Origin of the sequence: Algibacter mikhailovii (assembly GCF_014651495.1) — a bacterium.
Taxonomy (GTDB): Bacteria; Bacteroidota; Bacteroidia; order Flavobacteriales; family Flavobacteriaceae; genus Algibacter_E; species Algibacter_E mikhailovii.
Map to the genome: position 1 here is coordinate 93,749 of NZ_BMWZ01000001.1, position 17,841 is coordinate 111,589.

General features: G+C 34.1%; 14 protein-coding genes. 2 read left to right on the forward strand and 12 right to left on the reverse strand.

Annotated elements, in window-relative coordinates; genetic code table 11:
- Positions 1-11 precede the first annotated feature (11 nt).
- The 5 genes from IE051_RS00475 to IE051_RS00495 are packed head-to-tail and all read right to left on the reverse strand — an operon-like array spanning position 12 to position 5,951.
- Positions 12-1,976, reverse strand: coding sequence for a DUF3858 domain-containing protein (locus IE051_RS00475; protein WP_189358367.1), 1,965 nt, complete (start codon positions 1,974-1,976; stop codon positions 12-14).
- A 7-nt stretch (positions 1,977-1,983) separates the two neighbouring features.
- A complete protein-coding gene (locus IE051_RS00480; protein ID WP_189358368.1) occupies positions 1,984-3,345 on the reverse strand; it encodes an exonuclease domain-containing protein in 1,362 nt (453 codons plus the stop codon).
- Positions 3,346-3,391: 46 nt separating this feature from the next.
- On the reverse strand, positions 3,392-4,060 hold the full coding sequence (locus IE051_RS00485; RefSeq protein ID WP_189358370.1) for a YggS family pyridoxal phosphate-dependent enzyme: 669 nt from the start codon (positions 4,058-4,060) through the stop codon (positions 3,392-3,394).
- A gap of 38 nt (positions 4,061-4,098) precedes the next feature.
- Entirely contained in the window at positions 4,099-4,989 is an 891-nt protein-coding gene (locus tag IE051_RS00490; RefSeq protein WP_189358372.1) for a 3-hydroxyacyl-CoA dehydrogenase family protein, read from the reverse strand.
- Positions 4,990-4,991: 2 nt separating this feature from the next.
- On the reverse strand, positions 4,992-5,951 hold the full coding sequence (locus tag IE051_RS00495; protein WP_189358374.1) for a Gfo/Idh/MocA family protein: 960 nt from the start codon (positions 5,949-5,951) through the stop codon (positions 4,992-4,994).
- Positions 5,952-6,106: 155 nt separating this feature from the next.
- Here IE051_RS00495 and IE051_RS00500 point away from each other — a divergent pair, with 155 nt between their 5' ends.
- Positions 6,107-6,748 carry a protein-L-isoaspartate(D-aspartate) O-methyltransferase gene (locus tag IE051_RS00500; RefSeq protein WP_189358376.1) on the forward strand — a complete coding sequence of 214 codons (642 nt, stop codon included), beginning with the start codon at positions 6,107-6,109 and terminating at the stop codon, positions 6,746-6,748.
- 7 nt (positions 6,749-6,755) lie between these two features.
- Here IE051_RS00500 and IE051_RS00505 read toward each other — a convergent pair whose 3' ends face one another.
- Together IE051_RS00505 and smpB are read right to left on the reverse strand one after the other, a co-directional pair.
- A complete protein-coding gene (locus tag IE051_RS00505; protein WP_189358378.1) occupies positions 6,756-7,313 on the reverse strand; it encodes a hypothetical protein in 558 nt (185 codons plus the stop codon).
- A 66-nt stretch (positions 7,314-7,379) separates the two neighbouring features.
- Positions 7,380-7,838, reverse strand: coding sequence for an SsrA-binding protein SmpB (gene smpB / locus IE051_RS00510; protein WP_189358380.1), 459 nt, complete (start codon positions 7,836-7,838; stop codon positions 7,380-7,382).
- 227 nt (positions 7,839-8,065) lie between these two features.
- Between smpB and lpdA the strand changes: the two genes are divergently transcribed.
- Positions 8,066-9,466, forward strand: coding sequence for a dihydrolipoyl dehydrogenase (lpdA, locus tag IE051_RS00515; RefSeq protein WP_189358382.1), 1,401 nt, complete (start codon positions 8,066-8,068; stop codon positions 9,464-9,466).
- A 601-nt stretch (positions 9,467-10,067) separates the two neighbouring features.
- Here the strand turns inward: lpdA and IE051_RS00520 are convergent.
- From IE051_RS00520 to IE051_RS00540, 5 genes are all read right to left on the reverse strand, one after another.
- Positions 10,068-11,303 carry a T9SS type A sorting domain-containing protein gene (locus IE051_RS00520; RefSeq protein ID WP_189358384.1) on the reverse strand — a complete coding sequence of 412 codons (1,236 nt, stop codon included), beginning with the start codon at positions 11,301-11,303 and terminating at the stop codon, positions 10,068-10,070.
- A gap of 165 nt (positions 11,304-11,468) precedes the next feature.
- Positions 11,469-12,746 (reverse strand): cadherin-like domain-containing protein, encoded by a 1,278-nt coding sequence (locus IE051_RS00525; protein ID WP_189358387.1) that lies wholly within the window; start codon positions 12,744-12,746, stop codon positions 11,469-11,471.
- Between the two features lie 13 nt (positions 12,747-12,759).
- A complete protein-coding gene (locus IE051_RS00530) occupies positions 12,760-14,871 on the reverse strand; it encodes a beta-galactosidase (RefSeq protein ID WP_189358389.1) in 2,112 nt (703 codons plus the stop codon).
- Between the two features lie 4 nt (positions 14,872-14,875).
- Positions 14,876-16,435, reverse strand: coding sequence for a sugar porter family MFS transporter (locus IE051_RS00535; protein WP_189358391.1), 1,560 nt, complete (start codon positions 16,433-16,435; stop codon positions 14,876-14,878).
- A 23-nt stretch (positions 16,436-16,458) separates the two neighbouring features.
- A complete protein-coding gene (locus tag IE051_RS00540; protein ID WP_189358393.1) occupies positions 16,459-17,577 on the reverse strand; it encodes a glycoside hydrolase family 117 protein in 1,119 nt (372 codons plus the stop codon).
- Between the last annotated feature and the right edge of the window lie 264 nt (positions 17,578-17,841).

Consider the following 17,841-nt stretch of genomic DNA (forward strand, 5'->3'; position numbering starts at 1 on the left):
GTAATAAAAGATTAGCCTATTTTTTTAAGTAAGACTATTGAATTATTTTGAATTTCTACAATTTTACTCATAAACTTCTTTAAATATGGGTAGTAATCCTGAGCATATAAAGCTTTATTAAAATTAATTCTAAATGTCATTATTAGCTCATTGGATACCTGTTTTGTGGAAAGGGCAATTGTACCGGTATTGTTAGGTAGGACAATCTTAAAATCTTCTGGGGCCTCTACCAGTTCATACTTTTCGTTCAAATTTAATTTTAGGGCATAATAATAGGTATCCTTATAGCCAAAGTCAATAGGATAGGTGCGTTCTTGAAGTTTAAAAGGGTTCTCATTAAAAAAGGTAACCAAGAAAGGGTTAATATATACGTTATCACCTGAATTTTCTACAAAATATTCTAAATCATAGGACTCTTTAAATTCAGAACTTGTTTCTTTTTCACAGTCGATTTCAATGTTTGAAATTTCTAGATTTTCATTTCTTTTTTCAAGGGCATCAAAATATTCTTGCGAATTTGGAAAATAGTCTTTTCTTTTATTTAAGGCATGATAGCCTGTGATTTTTGATTGGACAGAACCGGAAAAAAATTCATCATTGGCCTTTAAATCAACATTATAAAATACTTTCGATATATTTTCCACTTTTATATCCATCCAATTACTACCCTTTTTAAAGTCTAAGAGTCTGCCGTGTTGATTTAGGCAACGAAAGGGGAGTTCTGCAAAATCTAAAAACTTATCAGTAGCATCAAGTGAATAGCTTTTTCCGTTTATATTGGCTTGAACAATTAAATAATTAAAATCACTAATAACCGGGTGAATTTTAGTTGGGAATCCATTATTTCTAGTTGAAATAAGTACTGGTTTTACGTCTATGTTGCTTTCTTTTAAAAGATTATGAAGCAATATGTTAATTTCAGAAACATTACCAGATTTTGTCTTTATAAGGTCTTTAATATCAACATCTTTAAATATTTTATAGTCACCATTCCAGGTATAATGCGTTTGGACGTAGTGATAAATAGACTTAGCGCGTTCTAAATTATCTTCTATAGAATACACGGTTTGTGGAAGCAATTTAGGCAAATCCACTGACTTAGATAGTTGTTTTCCAATATTAGGATCTTTTCTTAATTCATCGTCTACGGTTTCCCATGTTTTAGTATAGTTATGGGTAACACCATCAAAGCCTTGAAAAGTCTTTAACTCATATTCAATTCTTGCCTTGTAATTCGTGTCACTTGTCATGTATTCTTCTTCTATAAAAGCAGGAATATCTTTCATGGCGTAGTGACTTAAAGAACATCCAGAGGAAGCTCCTCGAGCGCCTTCCAAGCAATTTTTTTCAATATCTCTTGTATTAATATCAAGGGGTTTATACCCAATAAGTTTTATATTGTATATCCAATTAGCAGGTATACTCGTTTTGTATTCACTATATAACTTTGGTATATCTTCTTGAAAATGCCAACTTTTATAGTTGAACATAAATGGAGAAACAGTTTCATAGCTATAGGTAATAACAGACCCAACTTTTACATTGGGTAAAGTGAATTTGACTATGGTATAATTATCATTATACTTTTCCTCATAAATATTAGATTTATCTAATTTACGCGTAATTACTTTATTAGTACCTTCAACAAGGTTGTATGATGTGGCTAAAATATTCTTTACTTTTTCAGAACTACTTTTAGTTTTATATAGATAGATTTTAACAGTGGCCTTATCAAATCCATCTTTGTTCAAAATTTTAATTTTGTGTTTGAATTTGGTATGAAGCCTATAGTCTCCTTGTCCAACAAAACTTTTTCCAGATTCATAAATGACTAAGGCATTGGCTGTAGAATCTTTATCAAATGTTTTTGATGAAATATCTTTTAATGTGACTATAAATTGGTCTGAATCATAATGGGTTTGTGCAAAACTAAAACTAGTAAAAAGTAAGAATAGAAGTAGGTAGGTTTTTTTCATAGGGCACTTAAATATGTAGGATTTTTAGTCGTTTGTTGCGTCTTAGATAACTTTGAATAATATGTTGGGTATCTCTATTATTCTGCATTGGGGTAATTATAGATTCTAAGACATCAAGGTTATTTATTTGATAGTTAAGATTAAAGAAGCCAATACCTCTAAAAACCCCATTTTCAATAAGTATGGCACTGCGCTCATCAACAACTCTTCCTTTGTCAACAATCACCATGTTTTTATTAGCATAGCTATTTTTTTCTATTAGTAAATTAACTTTCTTATTGTAAAGTTCAGATGGCTCTTTTTGAATACATGCTCCATCACATGATTTAATTTCATAATTAAAACAACTTGTTTTAGTCTTATATAGTCCTGTTAATTTTTGACATAAATTATAATCTTCAACAGCTTTGGTTATAAAACTTTTACCACTTTGGCGATTACTAAAAGTTGTTATGGGTTTTTCTTTACCATTAGCAATATCAATTTTTAAGTTGATATAATCATGCTCATCTTTGAAATGATATAAAGCATGAGTAAAAATAGATCGTCTTAACGCTTTGTTATACAAAGGTTTAACTCTTTTTATTTCTTCGCTTTCTTTCAGTAATGCAACGAGTTCACTACCAGTAGCTTCATAAGTCACCGTACTGATTTTGGCTTGAATTTTTTTTGATTTAGTGTTAGTGCCAATTAAATGTTGATTTATTCTTTTCTTAATATTTTTGCTTTTCCCTATGTATATAATATCCCCTTTGTCATTATGAATGTAATACACCCCAGTAACCGTTGGCAAATTGGCAATAATATCTATGTGTTTTGGTTCAAGTTGATGTTTCGGGTTTAGCCTCACTGAATTCTGAATAATGCTTTTACCAGAATCCTTATCTAATAACAGCTTAAACAACTTAACAGTGGCTAAGGCATCACCTGAGGCTCTGTGTCTATCAGTAACCGGTATCCCTAATGATCGGACTAATTTGCCTAAACTATAAGAGGGCTGATCTGGAATTAAATTTTTGGAGAGTTCAACAGTACAAAGTGATTTACGCTCATATTCAAAACCTAATCTTCTAAACTCAGTACATAATATCCGGTAATCAAATTGGGCATTATGAGCCACAAGAATACAATCTTCTGTAATTTCAACAATACGTTTGGCAACCTCATAGAATTTTGGTGCATTGCGGAGCATATTACTATTAATACCTGTTAAATTAACAACAAAAGGTTGGATTTCACGCTCGGGGTTAATTAGGCTTATAAATTGATCGACCACTTCATGACCGTTGTATTTATAAATAGCGATCTCCGTAATTCCTTCTTCATTATATTTACCTCCAGTGGTTTCTATGTCTAATATTGCGTACAAAAAATATTTTTGGGTTTATTTAATTTTCTTTTTTCATAATTATAAATTAACTATAATTTCTGCTTCCAAAGATACTACTTCCAACCCTAATCATGGTACTACCACAAGTAATGGCTAAGTCATAATCTCCACTCATACCCATGCTAATTATCTGAGGATTTAAATTAAAAGCAGGTACTTTCAACAACTGCTCAAAACTGGCTTTTAAGGCCTTAAATTCTTGAGTAACCTGTTCACTGTTTTCTGTAAAAGTGGCCATACCCATAACACCTGTAATTCTAATATTTTTTAATTCTGAAAAGACTTCGGATTGAATAATTTCTAGAGCCTCCGTGTTAGTTAGTCCAAATTTAGAATCTTCGGTAGCAATTTTTATCTGAAGCAAGCAATCTATAATTCTATTATTTTTTTTTGCCTCCTTATTAATTTCCTTCAATAATTTTAAATTATCAACCCCATGAATTAAACTAACAAAAGGCGCCATGTATTTCACTTTATTACGCTGTACATGACCTATCATATGCCATTCAATATCCTTGGGCATGGTTTCATGTTTTTCCACCATTTCTTGAATTTTGTTTTCTCCAAAAATACGCTGACCAGCCTGGTAGGCCTCCATGAGATCAGCTACAGGCTTAGTTTTTGAAACCGCCACTAAAGTAACGTGTTTAGGAAGCGCTGATTTTATTTTTTTAAGGTTTTCGGAGATGGACATTGAAGTCTTTTTGCGTTGCGTTTAAAGCAACGTGTTATTTAATTTAAAAATTGTTTCGAAATTATTTCTGCTTTTTTATTTTGACTATAGTCATAAAAACCTTCACCAGATTTGACACCAAGTTTTCCGGCCATAACCATATTTACAAGCAGTGGGCAAGGAGCGTATTTAGGATTTTTAAAACCATCATACATCACATTGAGAATTGATAAACATACATCTAACCCAATAAAATCGGCTAATTGCAATGGTCCCATAGGGTGGGCCATACCTAATTTCATAACTGTATCAATTTCATGAACACCTGCAACACCATTGTAAAGCGTTTCTATAGCCTCGTTTAGCATAGGCATTAAAATGCGGTTGGCAACAAAACCAGGGTAATCATTAACTTCAACGGGAGCTTTACCTAAAGTTTTTGATAGCGCCATAATTGTTGAAGTTACTGCATCACTGGTATTGTATCCACGTATAATTTCAACTAATTTCATTAAGGGCACGGGATTCATAAAATGCATACCAATAACCTGTTCAGGCCTTGATGTTACCGCGGCAATTTGCGTAATTGATATTGAGGAGGTATTTGTTGCTAAAATGGTCGTTTTGGGGCAAGCTTCATCTAAATCTTTAAATATTTTTAATTTAAGCGCCACATTTTCAGTAGCAGCTTCAACCACAAGATTTGTATCCTTAACCCCTGCTTTCATACTTGTAAATAAGTTGATGTTTTTTAGGGTATCTTCTTTTTGCTGGTCTGTAATTTTTTCTTTGGCTACCATCCTATTAAGATTGGTAGTAATTGTCTGTACGCCCTTTTCCAAGGCGTCCATATTAACATCAATTAAATGGACTTTAAATCCACTTTGCGCAAAAGTATGAGCTATACCGTTGCCCATAGTTCCGGCTCCAATAACCGCAACGTATTCCATAATTAAAAACTATTTATTATTTGAGTAGCTACGCGCAAAGCTTCTGTTCCATCATGCAGTGTGACTATAGGAGCCCTATTGTTGTTAATAGCATCTGCAAATGTTTCTAATTCATCTAAAATTGAATTATTATCCGGAATTGAAGGATTGTCAAAGTAGATTTGCTTTTTAACACCTTCAGCATTTTGCAAAATCATATCAAAATCACCAGGGGTTTCAGGAGCATCTTTCATCTTAACAACTTCACATTTTTTAGTTAAAAAATCCACTGAGATATAAGCGTCTTTTTGAAAAAAACGTGCTTTACGCATTTTTTTAAGTGAAATTCTACTGGCAGTAAGATTAGCAACACAACCATTTTCAAATTCTAATCTAGCATTGGCAATATCTGGTGTATCACTTATAACCGCAACACCACTAGCAGAAACATGTTTTACCTTAGATTTTACAAGACTTAATATAATATCAATATCATGAATCATTAAGTCTAAAACAACAGGGACATCTGTTCCTCTAGGATTAAATTCAGCTAAGCGATGCGTTTCAATAAACATGGGCGATTTAATATCATCCTTCACAGCGATAAAGGCCGGATTAAAACGTTCAACGTGTCCTACTTGACCTCGTAAATTATGTTCAGCTAAAAGTTCTCTAATATGTTCAGCTTCTTCAACAGTATTGGTAATAGGTTTTTCAATAAATATATGTTTCCCTTTTGCAATGGCTTGTTTTGCGCAGTCATAATGCGATAGGGTAGGTGTAACAATATCCACCATATCAACGGCATCAATTAATGCCTCTACCGAATTGAAGTATTTATACCCAAATTCATCAGCTACTTTTTTTGCATTATTTTCATCGGCATCATAAAAACCTACAAGATTATATTTATCTGATTGATTTAATAACCGTAAATGTATTTTTCCTAAGTGACCAGCACCAAGTACTCCAGCTTTTAGCATATTGTTTCGTTTTTAACAAAAATAAGATATTTAAAAGATGAAGTTAAGCAAAAGCAACTAAATTTTTGATCAATTATGCTCTAAAATTAATTCTCAATAAATTGTTTCAGTGTTGAAAATCTTTACCTAATTTTAACTTTTAAAACTTAACCAATTTGAAAGACTCTTTTAAGCATCAAGGATTACGCCAGCAACTTGTCAATGTGTTAAAAAACAAAGGAATAAAGGATCTAGCTGTTTTAAAGGCCATTGGGAAAATTCCAAGACACCTTTTCATGGATTCTAGTTTTTTAGATCATGCTTATCAAGATAAAGCATTTCCTATCGCTGCAGACCAAACTATTTCTCAACCCTACACGGTGGCTTTTCAGTCTGAATTGCTTCAAATAAAGCCGGGAGACAAAATCCTTGAAATTGGAACGGGTAGTGGGTACCAAACGGCTGTTTTATGTGAGCTAGGCGCTAAAGTTTGGAGTATAGAGCGTCAAAATGAATTGTTTAAAAGAACCAATAAGTTTTTACCAAAATTAGGGTACCGTCCTAAAAAGCTAATCTTTGGAGATGGTTATATAGGGCTCAAGGATGAAGCGCCTTTTGATGGTATTATTGTAACAGCCGGAGCACCTTTTGTGCCTAAACCGCTGTTAAGTCAGTTAAAAGTAGGTGGACGGTTGGTAATCCCTGTAGGCGATGATATTCAGGTTATGACCATGTATCACAGAAAAGGACCAAAAGAATTTGAACAGGAAGAGTTTGGTGAATTTAGATTTGTGCCTTTGTTAGAAGATAAGAATTAACGGTATACTATCTTTTTAGGTAAACTTCGGGGATGGGATTATCCTTGGTTTCCTGAGTCCAATATATATTCACTATCCACCAACGCGTGCCATCATTTAAAAGCTGAATACTGTTAATACCCCGCATAAAAGGTTCTTTATCGGTTTCGGTGTGAAAACATTCATAAGAGCTGAAAGCATGAACAATATTGCCAAAGTATTCTACACGCCTTAATATTTCCTTTTCATAAAAACCGTTAGATGCAAACCATTTACTTGAGCTTTTAATATATTCTTCAGGCGACATGTAATTGACTTGAAAAACCCCTGCCTTATTTTTGCCAGAAGGGATTAATTTGGCGTCAGGTTTGAACAAATATTTAAATTGCTTCCAATTTCTCTTTGCCCCTTTTTCACCCGAAATAACTGCGTAGAGTGTTTTAATGGTTTTACCTAAAGTTAAAACAGATGTGCTATCTACTGTGAATTCAATTGGAGCTGGAGCCGATTCTTTATTTTTTTCATCTTGCCCTAAAGCACCTTTTGTTATTAGTGCGAATAAAATAACAATGAGTCTTTTTTTCATAATTTTTATGTCTTTAAGGCAGCAAACAAAGTTAAGGTATTGATAGCCTGTAAATAATTCTAAGACTTATTTATAGGCTTTTTTTATCCTATCTAGATCCCGTTTATTGTCCCTATCTTTAATGGTTTCGCGTTTATCAAATAACTTTTTTCCTTTGGCTAAAGCAATATCTAATTTCGCATAACCTTTATCATTAATAAATAAACGCAAAGGGATAATTGTTAATCCGGAATTTTGTACTTCTTTATTGAGTTTTTTTAGCTCCCTTTTGTTTAAAAGTAATTTACGCACTGCTTTTGGTTTGTGATTGTAGTAATTTCCAAAGGCATATTCTTGAATGGTCATGTTTACAACAAAAAGTTCACCTTGCTCATTAAACTCACAAAAACTTTCAGCAATTGAAGCCTTACTACTTCTAATCGATTTTATTTCAGTCCCTGTTAAAACAATTCCAGCGGTATATTTATCTAAAATTTCATATTGAAATCTAGCCTTCTTATTCTTTATGTTTATGGTCTTTTGCATGTGTCACAAAACTACATAAAATTAGGAAGTTTCTTTTCCAAAAATATAAGATTCCGAAAATCATTTAAAGTAGTGATGGTTTTATTTGATTTTCATAAAGTTTTGAGGGATTCTTTAAGTGAATTGTAATTTTATTTGATAAAACTTGTTTTTTATTGCTACCCGTTAAAACATTTGTATTTTTGGTAACTATACATAAAAATCAAAATTCAAAATATAATATTGATATGAATTCATATGATGTAGCCGTAATTGGCTCGGGTCCTGGAGGGTATGTGGCAGCTATACGATGCGCACAATTAGGCATGAAAACTGCCATTATAGAGAAGTATTCAACCTTAGGGGGAACCTGTTTAAATGTTGGGTGTATCCCAAGTAAAGCGCTTCTTGATTCTTCCCATCATTTTGAAGATGCTGTTAAGCATTTTGATACACATGGTATTGAACTTCCTGGTGATGTTAAGGTGAATTTAGAAAAAATGATAGCCAGAAAACAAGCTGTTGTTGACCAAACTACTGGAGGTATTGATTTCTTAATGAAGAAGAATAATATTGATGTTTACCAAGGTTTAGGAAGTTTTAAAGATGCTAGGCATATTAATATTGCAGGAGAAGAAACTATTGAGATAGAAGCAAAGCACACCATTATTGCTACTGGAAGTAAACCTTCAAGCTTACCCTTCATTAATATAGATAAAGAGCGTATTATAACCTCTACGGAGGCCTTGAAGTTAAAGGAGATTCCTAAGCACTTGGTTGTTATAGGTGGAGGAGTTATTGGTCTTGAGTTAGGTCAAGTATATAGACGTTTAGGCGCTGAAGTTACGGTTGTGGAATATATGGATAGAATTATTCCTACTATGGATGCTGGTTTATCTAAAGAACTTAATAAAGTTTTTAAGAAGGCAAAGTTCAAAATGAACGTATCACATAAAGTGAAATCTGTTGAACGTGTTGGAGATGAAGTAATCATCAAAGCGGATAATAAAAAAGGTGAAGAAGTAGAAATAAAAGGGGATTACTGTTTAGTATCAGTTGGGCGTCGTCCTTATACTGATGGATTGAATTCTGAAGCCGCAGGCGTTAAGTTAAACGATCGTGGACAAGTAGAAGTTAATGACCATTTACAGACTTCAGCATCAAATATATATGCTATTGGTGATGTTATAAAAGGTGCCATGTTAGCGCATAAAGCGGAAGAAGAGGGTGTTTTTGTTGCCGAGACTATTGCTGGACAGAAACCACATATAGATTATAATTTAATTCCAGGTGTGGTTTACACTTGGCCTGAAGTTGCTTCAGTTGGTAAATCTGAGGAGCAATTAAAAGAGGCAGGTGTTGCCTATAAATCGGGATCATTTCCAATGCGTGCTTTAGGAAGAAGTAGAGCGAGTATGGACATCGATGGGTTTGTTAAAATTCTTGCTGATAAGACTACAGATGAAATTTTGGGAGTTCATATGATTGGGGCTCGTGCTGCTGATATGATAGCTGAAGCTGTTGTTGCTATGGAGTTTAGAGCGAGTGCTGAAGATGTATCTCGCATGTCACATGCGCATCCTACATATACGGAAGCTATTAAAGAGGCTGCTTTGGCGGCAACCGAAGATAGAGCGCTACACATTTAAATTGATTACTGAAATATCTAAAAGAGCAACCTTTTTAAAGGTTGCTCTTTTTTTTATCCTAAATTTTCAAATTCCCATAGAACAATACCCTTGTGCATTTAGACTTCAAGATCCGTATTTATAATTTAGTTTTAGTAACCTGATTAGTAGTTTTATTAAAAATGCTGCAACCTTTTACTTTTTAACTTGTCTATGATTATATAAAACTTTCACAATCAAAATTTTTAAATCATGGAATTACGACACAAAAAAAAGCACCGTCAAGTTTTAAACCCATTTATTGGGTTCGGCTGGTTCACTGGAAATAGCGCGTCTAAACCTAATTCAAGCAAGACGTCTAAAAGTAACATTGATGTTTATGTAAGTAAATACTAAAACGCAATTCTTATCAGTTCTGAAGCACTAAGGTTACATGAATTCTATTAACACCGCTTTTATTATTTTCAAAAACGATCTTAACTATGGTCTTATATGTTGTTCTTATTGATACCTATTTTTGACTTAGAAATATTTGTTATAACCAAAAAATGAATTGAAAATTTTTAATAAAAGTTTAGAATATGAACAAATAAGAATACGTTTTCAATTTAAATGTTGGTGATTAATACTTGATTATTTTTTGTCTAGTTATAGAGCCATCCTTAGCTGATACATTTAAGAAATAAACTCCAGAAGCAAATTTTTCAATATTAAGCGTCAGACTGGCATCATCATACGTTTTTGAAGCAATCAATTTACCGCTAACATCAAAACAATCTATTTTAGATATTATTTTACTTGAATTGATATGGATTAAACTTGAGGATGGATTGGGGTATATTTCAACTTTCAATGCATTTCTAATATCCTCAATAGATAGACTACTGTTAGGTTTATAAGTTCTAATCCAATCTATGCTAAACGTATTATTTGCAGTATTTGCTAATTCTGAATCGGTGGGAATAACAGCTTTACCATTTGCAGATCGCCAGCCTTGTTCTTCTACAGATATCATAATATCCATAGCCTTAGACAATCCTGTTCGTGTATCATTACTGGTGTCTCCTTGATTTACTGCATTGGTGAAATATAAAGGATCTACCTGATTCTTACCTTCTCGTTTTGTGACTTGAACACCATCAATAAAATAATACAAATGCCAAGGGTCTTTCCAATAAACACCGTAGGTATGATAGGTGTCTTTCCACAGAATATTTCCGGCGCCATCATTTCTTGTAATCCAAGTCGGGTTGGGTGAGGGGTTTCCGTTCCCATTCACAAATTCACTAGGTTGCCAATCTTGAAATGGATTTCTTATAAAAACATGATGACTCACATGCATTCTTTGTGCCCACCATGTAAGATTAGCATTTGCACTTTCTGAATAATCTGCGCCATAACCTTCCATAAAATCTATTTCTTGGGTGTCATCAGGACTTAGTAGCCAAGCGCCGTTGGCTAAAACCGAATTCATTATTTTAATTCTTGCTTCAATATAAACAGGATATTGGATGGTATTGTTTGAATGCATAACACCAGCATTGACTTTATTGGTTTGATATCTGGTTGCAATCATTTTTAATTCGCCATCAGCTACGGATGAATGTGTTCTTGACCATACCGTTGAACCTGGTCCAGACCAACTATTATGATACCAATCATCCCATTTTGATAAAAAGGTACTTCCTTTATTGTCAGCAGGGGCTGAATAATTAAAGCTATCTGATACATCTGGTTGCAAAACCCAAGTATCTCCAGGCTCTAAAGTTGGTGGAACAGGAATGCCATCCCAATCATTTTGACTGCTAGATTCAATAACCATAGCAAGAACTACAATAACCGTATATATTATTTTCATTTTTTCATTTTTATGTAAAACTAGCGCATTGTGTAGCTAATCTTGTATTTCTCTTCCTTGACAAAAACTTGACAGATAACAAAGTTGAATAAAGTAGGTTTTAACATCTTGAAATGCAATAGAGCAAACAAAATGACGAACTACATTATCCCGTACATGTGATGCTTACTTATCTTCTAATTTCCAAGTTCTTACCCAATCAATTTTCATTGTATTTATACTATCGTCACCTAAATCAGATTTTGGAGGAAGCCCACCTAGCCAACTAGCTTCATTGGTCCATAAATCAAAGATTATTTCTAAATCTCGTGTAAATTCACGATTCGCGTATGTTTTTCCAGAACGGTCTTCACCAACAACAACACTTCCTGCTGGTTCTCCATTTAAATAAAACTGTATGTGTTTTGAATCTTTCCACCATACCCCAAAGGTTTGATAGGCTTCATTCCATTTTACACCTTTTAATGGATTTGCATCCGATAAATTAGTATTTATAAAATTGTCCTCATCTCTTATGGTACCTGGAGACTTGCTTGAATCAGCATGAAAATATTGTGAATTCATTCGGGTAGGGAATTCGGGTTGACAGCCGCAAGACGGTTTTGAGTTGTTTTCAATAATATCAATTTCATCCCTATTGTTAATATCTCCATTATTAAGCCAGTAGGTATTATAAGCGGAAATATGTGACGATTTTATTTTAGCCTCGGTATACATAGGATATTTGGTTTCTGCTCTAGAATGAATTCTTGCCGTTTGAAACCATCGGCCTTCAGGGTTATTTTCATTCAAAGTTGCTTTTATCCATAGCTTACCATCTTCAACGCCAGAGTTTGCAGATGATGACGACATAAAAACAGGCACCCCATAATTCCATGTTGATTTAAACCATTTATTACTGTCCCAGAATTCAAATTCATCCGACATAGATTCTAATTTGACCCATTTTTTGTCCTCTGGTGTAGTGTCATCTATAGAAACGAATGATGGGAAATTTGGGTCAATATTGTTGAAATCTTCGGCGGTTGCCTGATATTTATTTACTGTAATGGTCACCACAGCCGATGCTGCATCACCATCAATATCCGTTATTTCATAGGTAAAGCTGTCTTCACCAATAAAATTGGTACTTGGAATATACTCGAAAATACCATCATTTATCTCGATAATCGTACCATTAGAAGTAGCACTTATAAGCGCATAATTATCTTCATCACCACCATCTTCACCCAAATTGTCGTTTGTAGCAACATTAACTTGATTTAAAACACCAGACCCACTGTTTTCAACTATAATTAATACATCATTGACTGCCTCAGGTAAATGGTTTTTAGTAAGTATTTCATCTTCACTTGAAGAGTTGCTGCAGTTCTGAAAACAAAGTGCGGCTAAGAATAGTAAAAAGAAGTATGGTTTTTGAAAATTATTTTTTAGGTAAATCATCTTATTTTTAAATTTATTTTTTCGAGTTTATATTATTGTTGAACCTATAGTCATACATGGTATAAGTTGTTTCTTTTACTTTATTAATCAATTCTTCATATGGGGTGTCACAGATATCTACAAACCCAACATTGTAATTTTCACCATCAAAACGGCCTGTATTGGGTTCATCTATATACTGAAACCAATGTGCACCAACAATATTTGGATGTTTCAGAGCACCTTGTATGTAACTTTGATACATTTCGCCACGTTCAGTTTGATCTTTGGCTTTTTTAATACCTACATGAAAGCTTCCTCGGTCTAATGCGCCGAAATGAAATTCGCCAATCATTACGGGTTTATCTATACCTTTTGGTAGAGAGAACCCTTCTACACTGTATTCATATTTATTAAAACTCATAATGTCTAAATAGTTGCTCGCAGCAGTAAGGACAACATCATTATTTGCCCATGCAAAGCGACATCCTAAGTAGTTTTGATTTGGAGCTATTTTTTTAAGTTCCTCATTAATTGTTTTAAAATAGGTCAAAGCTATTTTTTCATAAAAATCAATTAAGTCTTCTTTTGCAAGTTTTTCATTTGGAGGGGTTGTACTCAGCAATAAAGCATCCCAACTCTTATGTGTTGTTTGCCAATTGGTATTTAGGTTTTCAATATGTTCATACTTGTCTTTAAGATCACTAATGAATTTTATTTTAGCTGCTTGCGTGGCTTTACTTTTTAGTACGCCAATGGATAAAGAGCCTAATTGCCCCCAAGACAATTCATTATCAACAAAGTATCCAATACAATAGGGATCATTTGCGCCTTCTTTTTGTAATACGATGGATTGTTTTACTGCTGTTCTGAAATTAGGGTCAAATACATCATGAAATTTCCCCCAGAAACCTTTAGAGCCTTCAATTTTAGGTGTGCCTTTAATCCAAATAGAACCTACATAAGGGGTTCTATGCTGTCTTGTGGCACCAAAATCTGATACAAACCCAATAGTGTTTAAGCCCCAATCCTTTAGACGCTTATGTGCCATGTCTTGAAATGAGCTGAGCCAATCTTGGCCATATTTTCTGTATAAATTACTTTCGTAAAAATTATAGGTTTTAAAAGGTAGTTTATCTTTGTAAAAGCCATGTGAGGCATGGGTACCTTCCCCATAAAACTGAGTAAAATCGTTGTCCTTTTCAGGTAAATACTCAAAGTAGTATTCACGGCTAGACACCCCAGTATTAGTAGCATTAGAGGAAACACAATTTAGTCCTGCTGTCCAGAATAAATAGCCTTCAGGATCTACTATCCACCACTTGCCATCTTTTTTTTCTGTTCTAAAAAAGCCAGTAGCTGATAATCGAGGTCCTGCTGTCCAACCGCCAAATTTCCCACGATTATCCGGGCCTTTAGCATTTGATAAATAGTCTATTTCTGCTTTAGTTTTTTCCCTTAATTCATTGTCAGAATGAATTTTATCCTTCCAATCATCATGAATGTATTGTCCGTATTTATCAACAAAAGGAAAGAAATTATCCGAACTTTTAATTTCATAATTCCCAACGGCTCTCACATTGTCAATTGTAAATTGATTGGGAACTAGGTTATATCTAGAACAGAATGTTAATTCGGTAACTTTAGTTAAATCCGCTTTTATTTTTCCGGGGACACCCCTTAATCCATTTATTTCAATTTGTGGCTCATGTATCCAAGGAGTCCAAGCAAGATCGACTGTAATGGTTTTACTTTGACCAGGAGCAAGGTCAACATAATCTGAACAATACCATCTCAGCAAACCATCAGGGTCATTACCAACAAACAGCTCAACTTGCATGTCTTCATCGCCTTTATTAGAAACATCTGCCTTTACTTGATAGTAGCCAGATAAATTCCATGGTTGATTTGAAGAACATAAAAGTTTGACACCAGTTTCTCTTAAGGTATTCCCATTATTTACTTGAAGATGGTTACTGCCTTCTAAACTTACTAATTTAAAAGTAGCATCTTGTGGTTTAATGTATTCTATTTGGGCTCCATCTTCAAAATCAAATAGAATAAGTTCATGATTTTGTGCATTAATAGAACCTATAACAAATACAGGTAGGACTAATGCTAAAACTATATTTTTAAGGTATTTCATGGATTTATTTAATAAGTAAGTCTTCCAACTCTTCCAATGATTTACCCTTTGTTTCGGGCACCTTAAACCAAATAAGTATAAATCCAACCACTGCAAAAAGGCCAAATAATAAAAAGGTGGAAGCATTACCTAATATTGAAAGTTCCCAAGGAAAGAGTAGTTGAACTAAAAATGCTACCGTAAGGTTAATTAGACCTACAAATGATATAGCTAGACCGCGAATTCTGTTTGGAAATAATTCAGAGAATAATACCCACATAACAGGGCCAATGGACATGGCGAATGTGCCCACAAAACCTATAATTCCTATAAGGATTAAAAGCGTATTCATTTTGGCAGAAGCTGTTATAAGTGTTGATTCATAGGTTAGAGCCATTTCCTCTCCCAAGGTTGAAACTAAGGCCGTTTTAAATTCAAGGTCGCTTTCAAATACCTTATCTTGTAATTGAACAATTTGTTCTTGGTTTATTTCTTTAGGTAAGTTGACTATGGCTTCTTTAGACAGTGAATACGTAGCATCATGAAATCCATAGCTTAAAAGAAATAAGCATATTGCAATACCCGCCATTCCAATAATAAGTAAAGGCTTTCGCCCTAATTTATCAATGACTAACATGGCAAGAATGGTAAAGCCAAGGTTGGTTAAACCTACCAAGGCAGCCTGAACAAAGGCTGCATTTGTTCCTATACCTGTTTGTTCAAAAATCATAGGGGCATAAAATAATACGGCATTAATACCAACAATTTGTTGAAAGATCCCAACAATTAAACCAATAATAAGCACTTTACGCATAGACTTTTTAAAGAGGTCGCCCAATTTTGATTTTTGTTTCCCTTTATCTTCTTTGATGCTTTTTTGTACTGCATTAATTTGCGAAACGGCTTCTTCTTCTGAAACAAGCTGCTTCATAACCGCTAAGGCTTCTTCTTTTTTGTTTTTAGTCATTAACCATCTGGGGCTTCTGGGTATCTGAAATAATCCAAAATAATACAGAATGGCAGGTAAGGCTTCAAGACCTAACATCCATCTCCAATTCCATGTATCAAAACCTAGTGTTTTAGTCCATTCTGCCTCAGAATTACCGAGTTCTAGAATGAAATAATTGGTAAAAAAGGCTATCGAAATGCCAATTACTATATTCAACTGATTAAAGGAAACCAATTGTCCTCGCTTTTCAGGTGGAGCAACTTCAGCGATATACATTGGAGCTATGATTAATGCAGCTCCAACACCTAATCCGCCAATCATTCGAAAGACGATAAGCCAAAAAAATGTTCCTGCCAAAGCAGAGCCTATTGCAGAAATGGTGAATAATATAGCAGCGTATTTAAGTATTTTTCTTCTGCCATATTTGTCACTCATGGGGCCTGAAATTACCATTCCAAGAGCTGCAGTGAGGGTTATGGAACTAACGGCCCATCCTAATTGTATTTTTGTTAAGTTAAATTCAGGTTCAATAAATTTAACCACTCCAGAAATAACAGAAGCATCAAATCCTAATAAAAACCCACCCAGTGCCACAATAGCGGCTATTTTGATAATAAATACTTTTTTACTTGACATAATTATGAGTTATAAGTAGGTTTTTAAGTGGTTTTTTCTCCTTTGGCTGTATGATGCGTCATTTCCCAAGTGGTAAATCTTCGAATATATTGATAGTCATCATTCATATATTCATGTGTTAAACCCCAACGCAAAATATGAGTAGGATGTACGTCATTATCAGCATTTCTATTTAAACCAATAGCATGTGGAGCACCTTTTATCACGCTTTTAATTTCAAAATTAATGCCATCGGGAGACCATTGCACCGTGTTTTTCTCTGGACCATCGGTGGTAATTAATGAGGCAATACCACCATTATATTTCCAAACACAAATTTCGTGACCACTATTTGATATGGGATTGTATTCAGATTTTATGTAGGGGCCTTTAGGATGGTCTGCTATGGCAACGCCATGTCTTATTTGTCTACCACCAAAGGTGATTGCTTCTCCCATTTGCTCGCCTTTGTAATACAAGTAAAATTTATTGTTAAATGGAATGATACAAGGATCATGTACTTTATGACTATCAAAATCGCCCTTTTTCTCTACGGCAAACCTATTCTGAGTATCACCTTTCCAGACACCATTATTTGCAGGTTTTAGAATAGGTGCCTCACTTTTCTCCCAAGGGCCAAAAGGTGAATTGGACCAAGCCAGTCCAACTTCATTTTTTACACGAACATTATAATCACCAGAAACCGTTTGATAGGATAAATAATATGTGCCGTCATGCTCCATTATTTCTGGGGTAAATACAGATCGATCATCGTAGCCACCTGCTTTCCCGCGCGGAATGGCTAAACCTTCTTCTTTCCAAGTAATGCCGTCATAGGACGTGGCATACCATAAATCACATCTATCCCAGGGAAAAACTTTATCTTTAGAAATATCACCCGAAAAGCCTTGAGTGGGACCAACACTTCTGCTATACCATACAAAATATTTACCTTCAAATTTAATGAGTGCACTCGGGTCTCTTCTTACAATACCTTCTTCATAGGCCAAATCCCCCTTTAAATCCTCAATTTGATATTCAAAAAACCAGTCTTTCCCTAAATCTGTAGGCCATTTCAAAGCTCTTTTGCTGGCAGCGCTTAATTTATCTCTATTGGTAATTCCTAAAAAGTCTAATTGTTCGTCGGTAACTTCTATATCCATGGTCTAATGTCGATTTTCTTGCTATTGTTAATATGAAACAGGTGCTATCATTAAAAAAGCTTCTTTTACTTTTTCTAAATAATAGAACTAATCATAATTTATCTTATTACAAGGCTATAAACCTGCATAATAATTACCTGAATTAGAAGACATATTAACGTGTTCTAGTCGGCTTTAATGATCAGTGCTTTGAAATTGATTGAAGACTTACTGCCTAAACCTGTCAAAATAGCGAGTGCTAATTTAGTAGAAAAAGGTACTTAT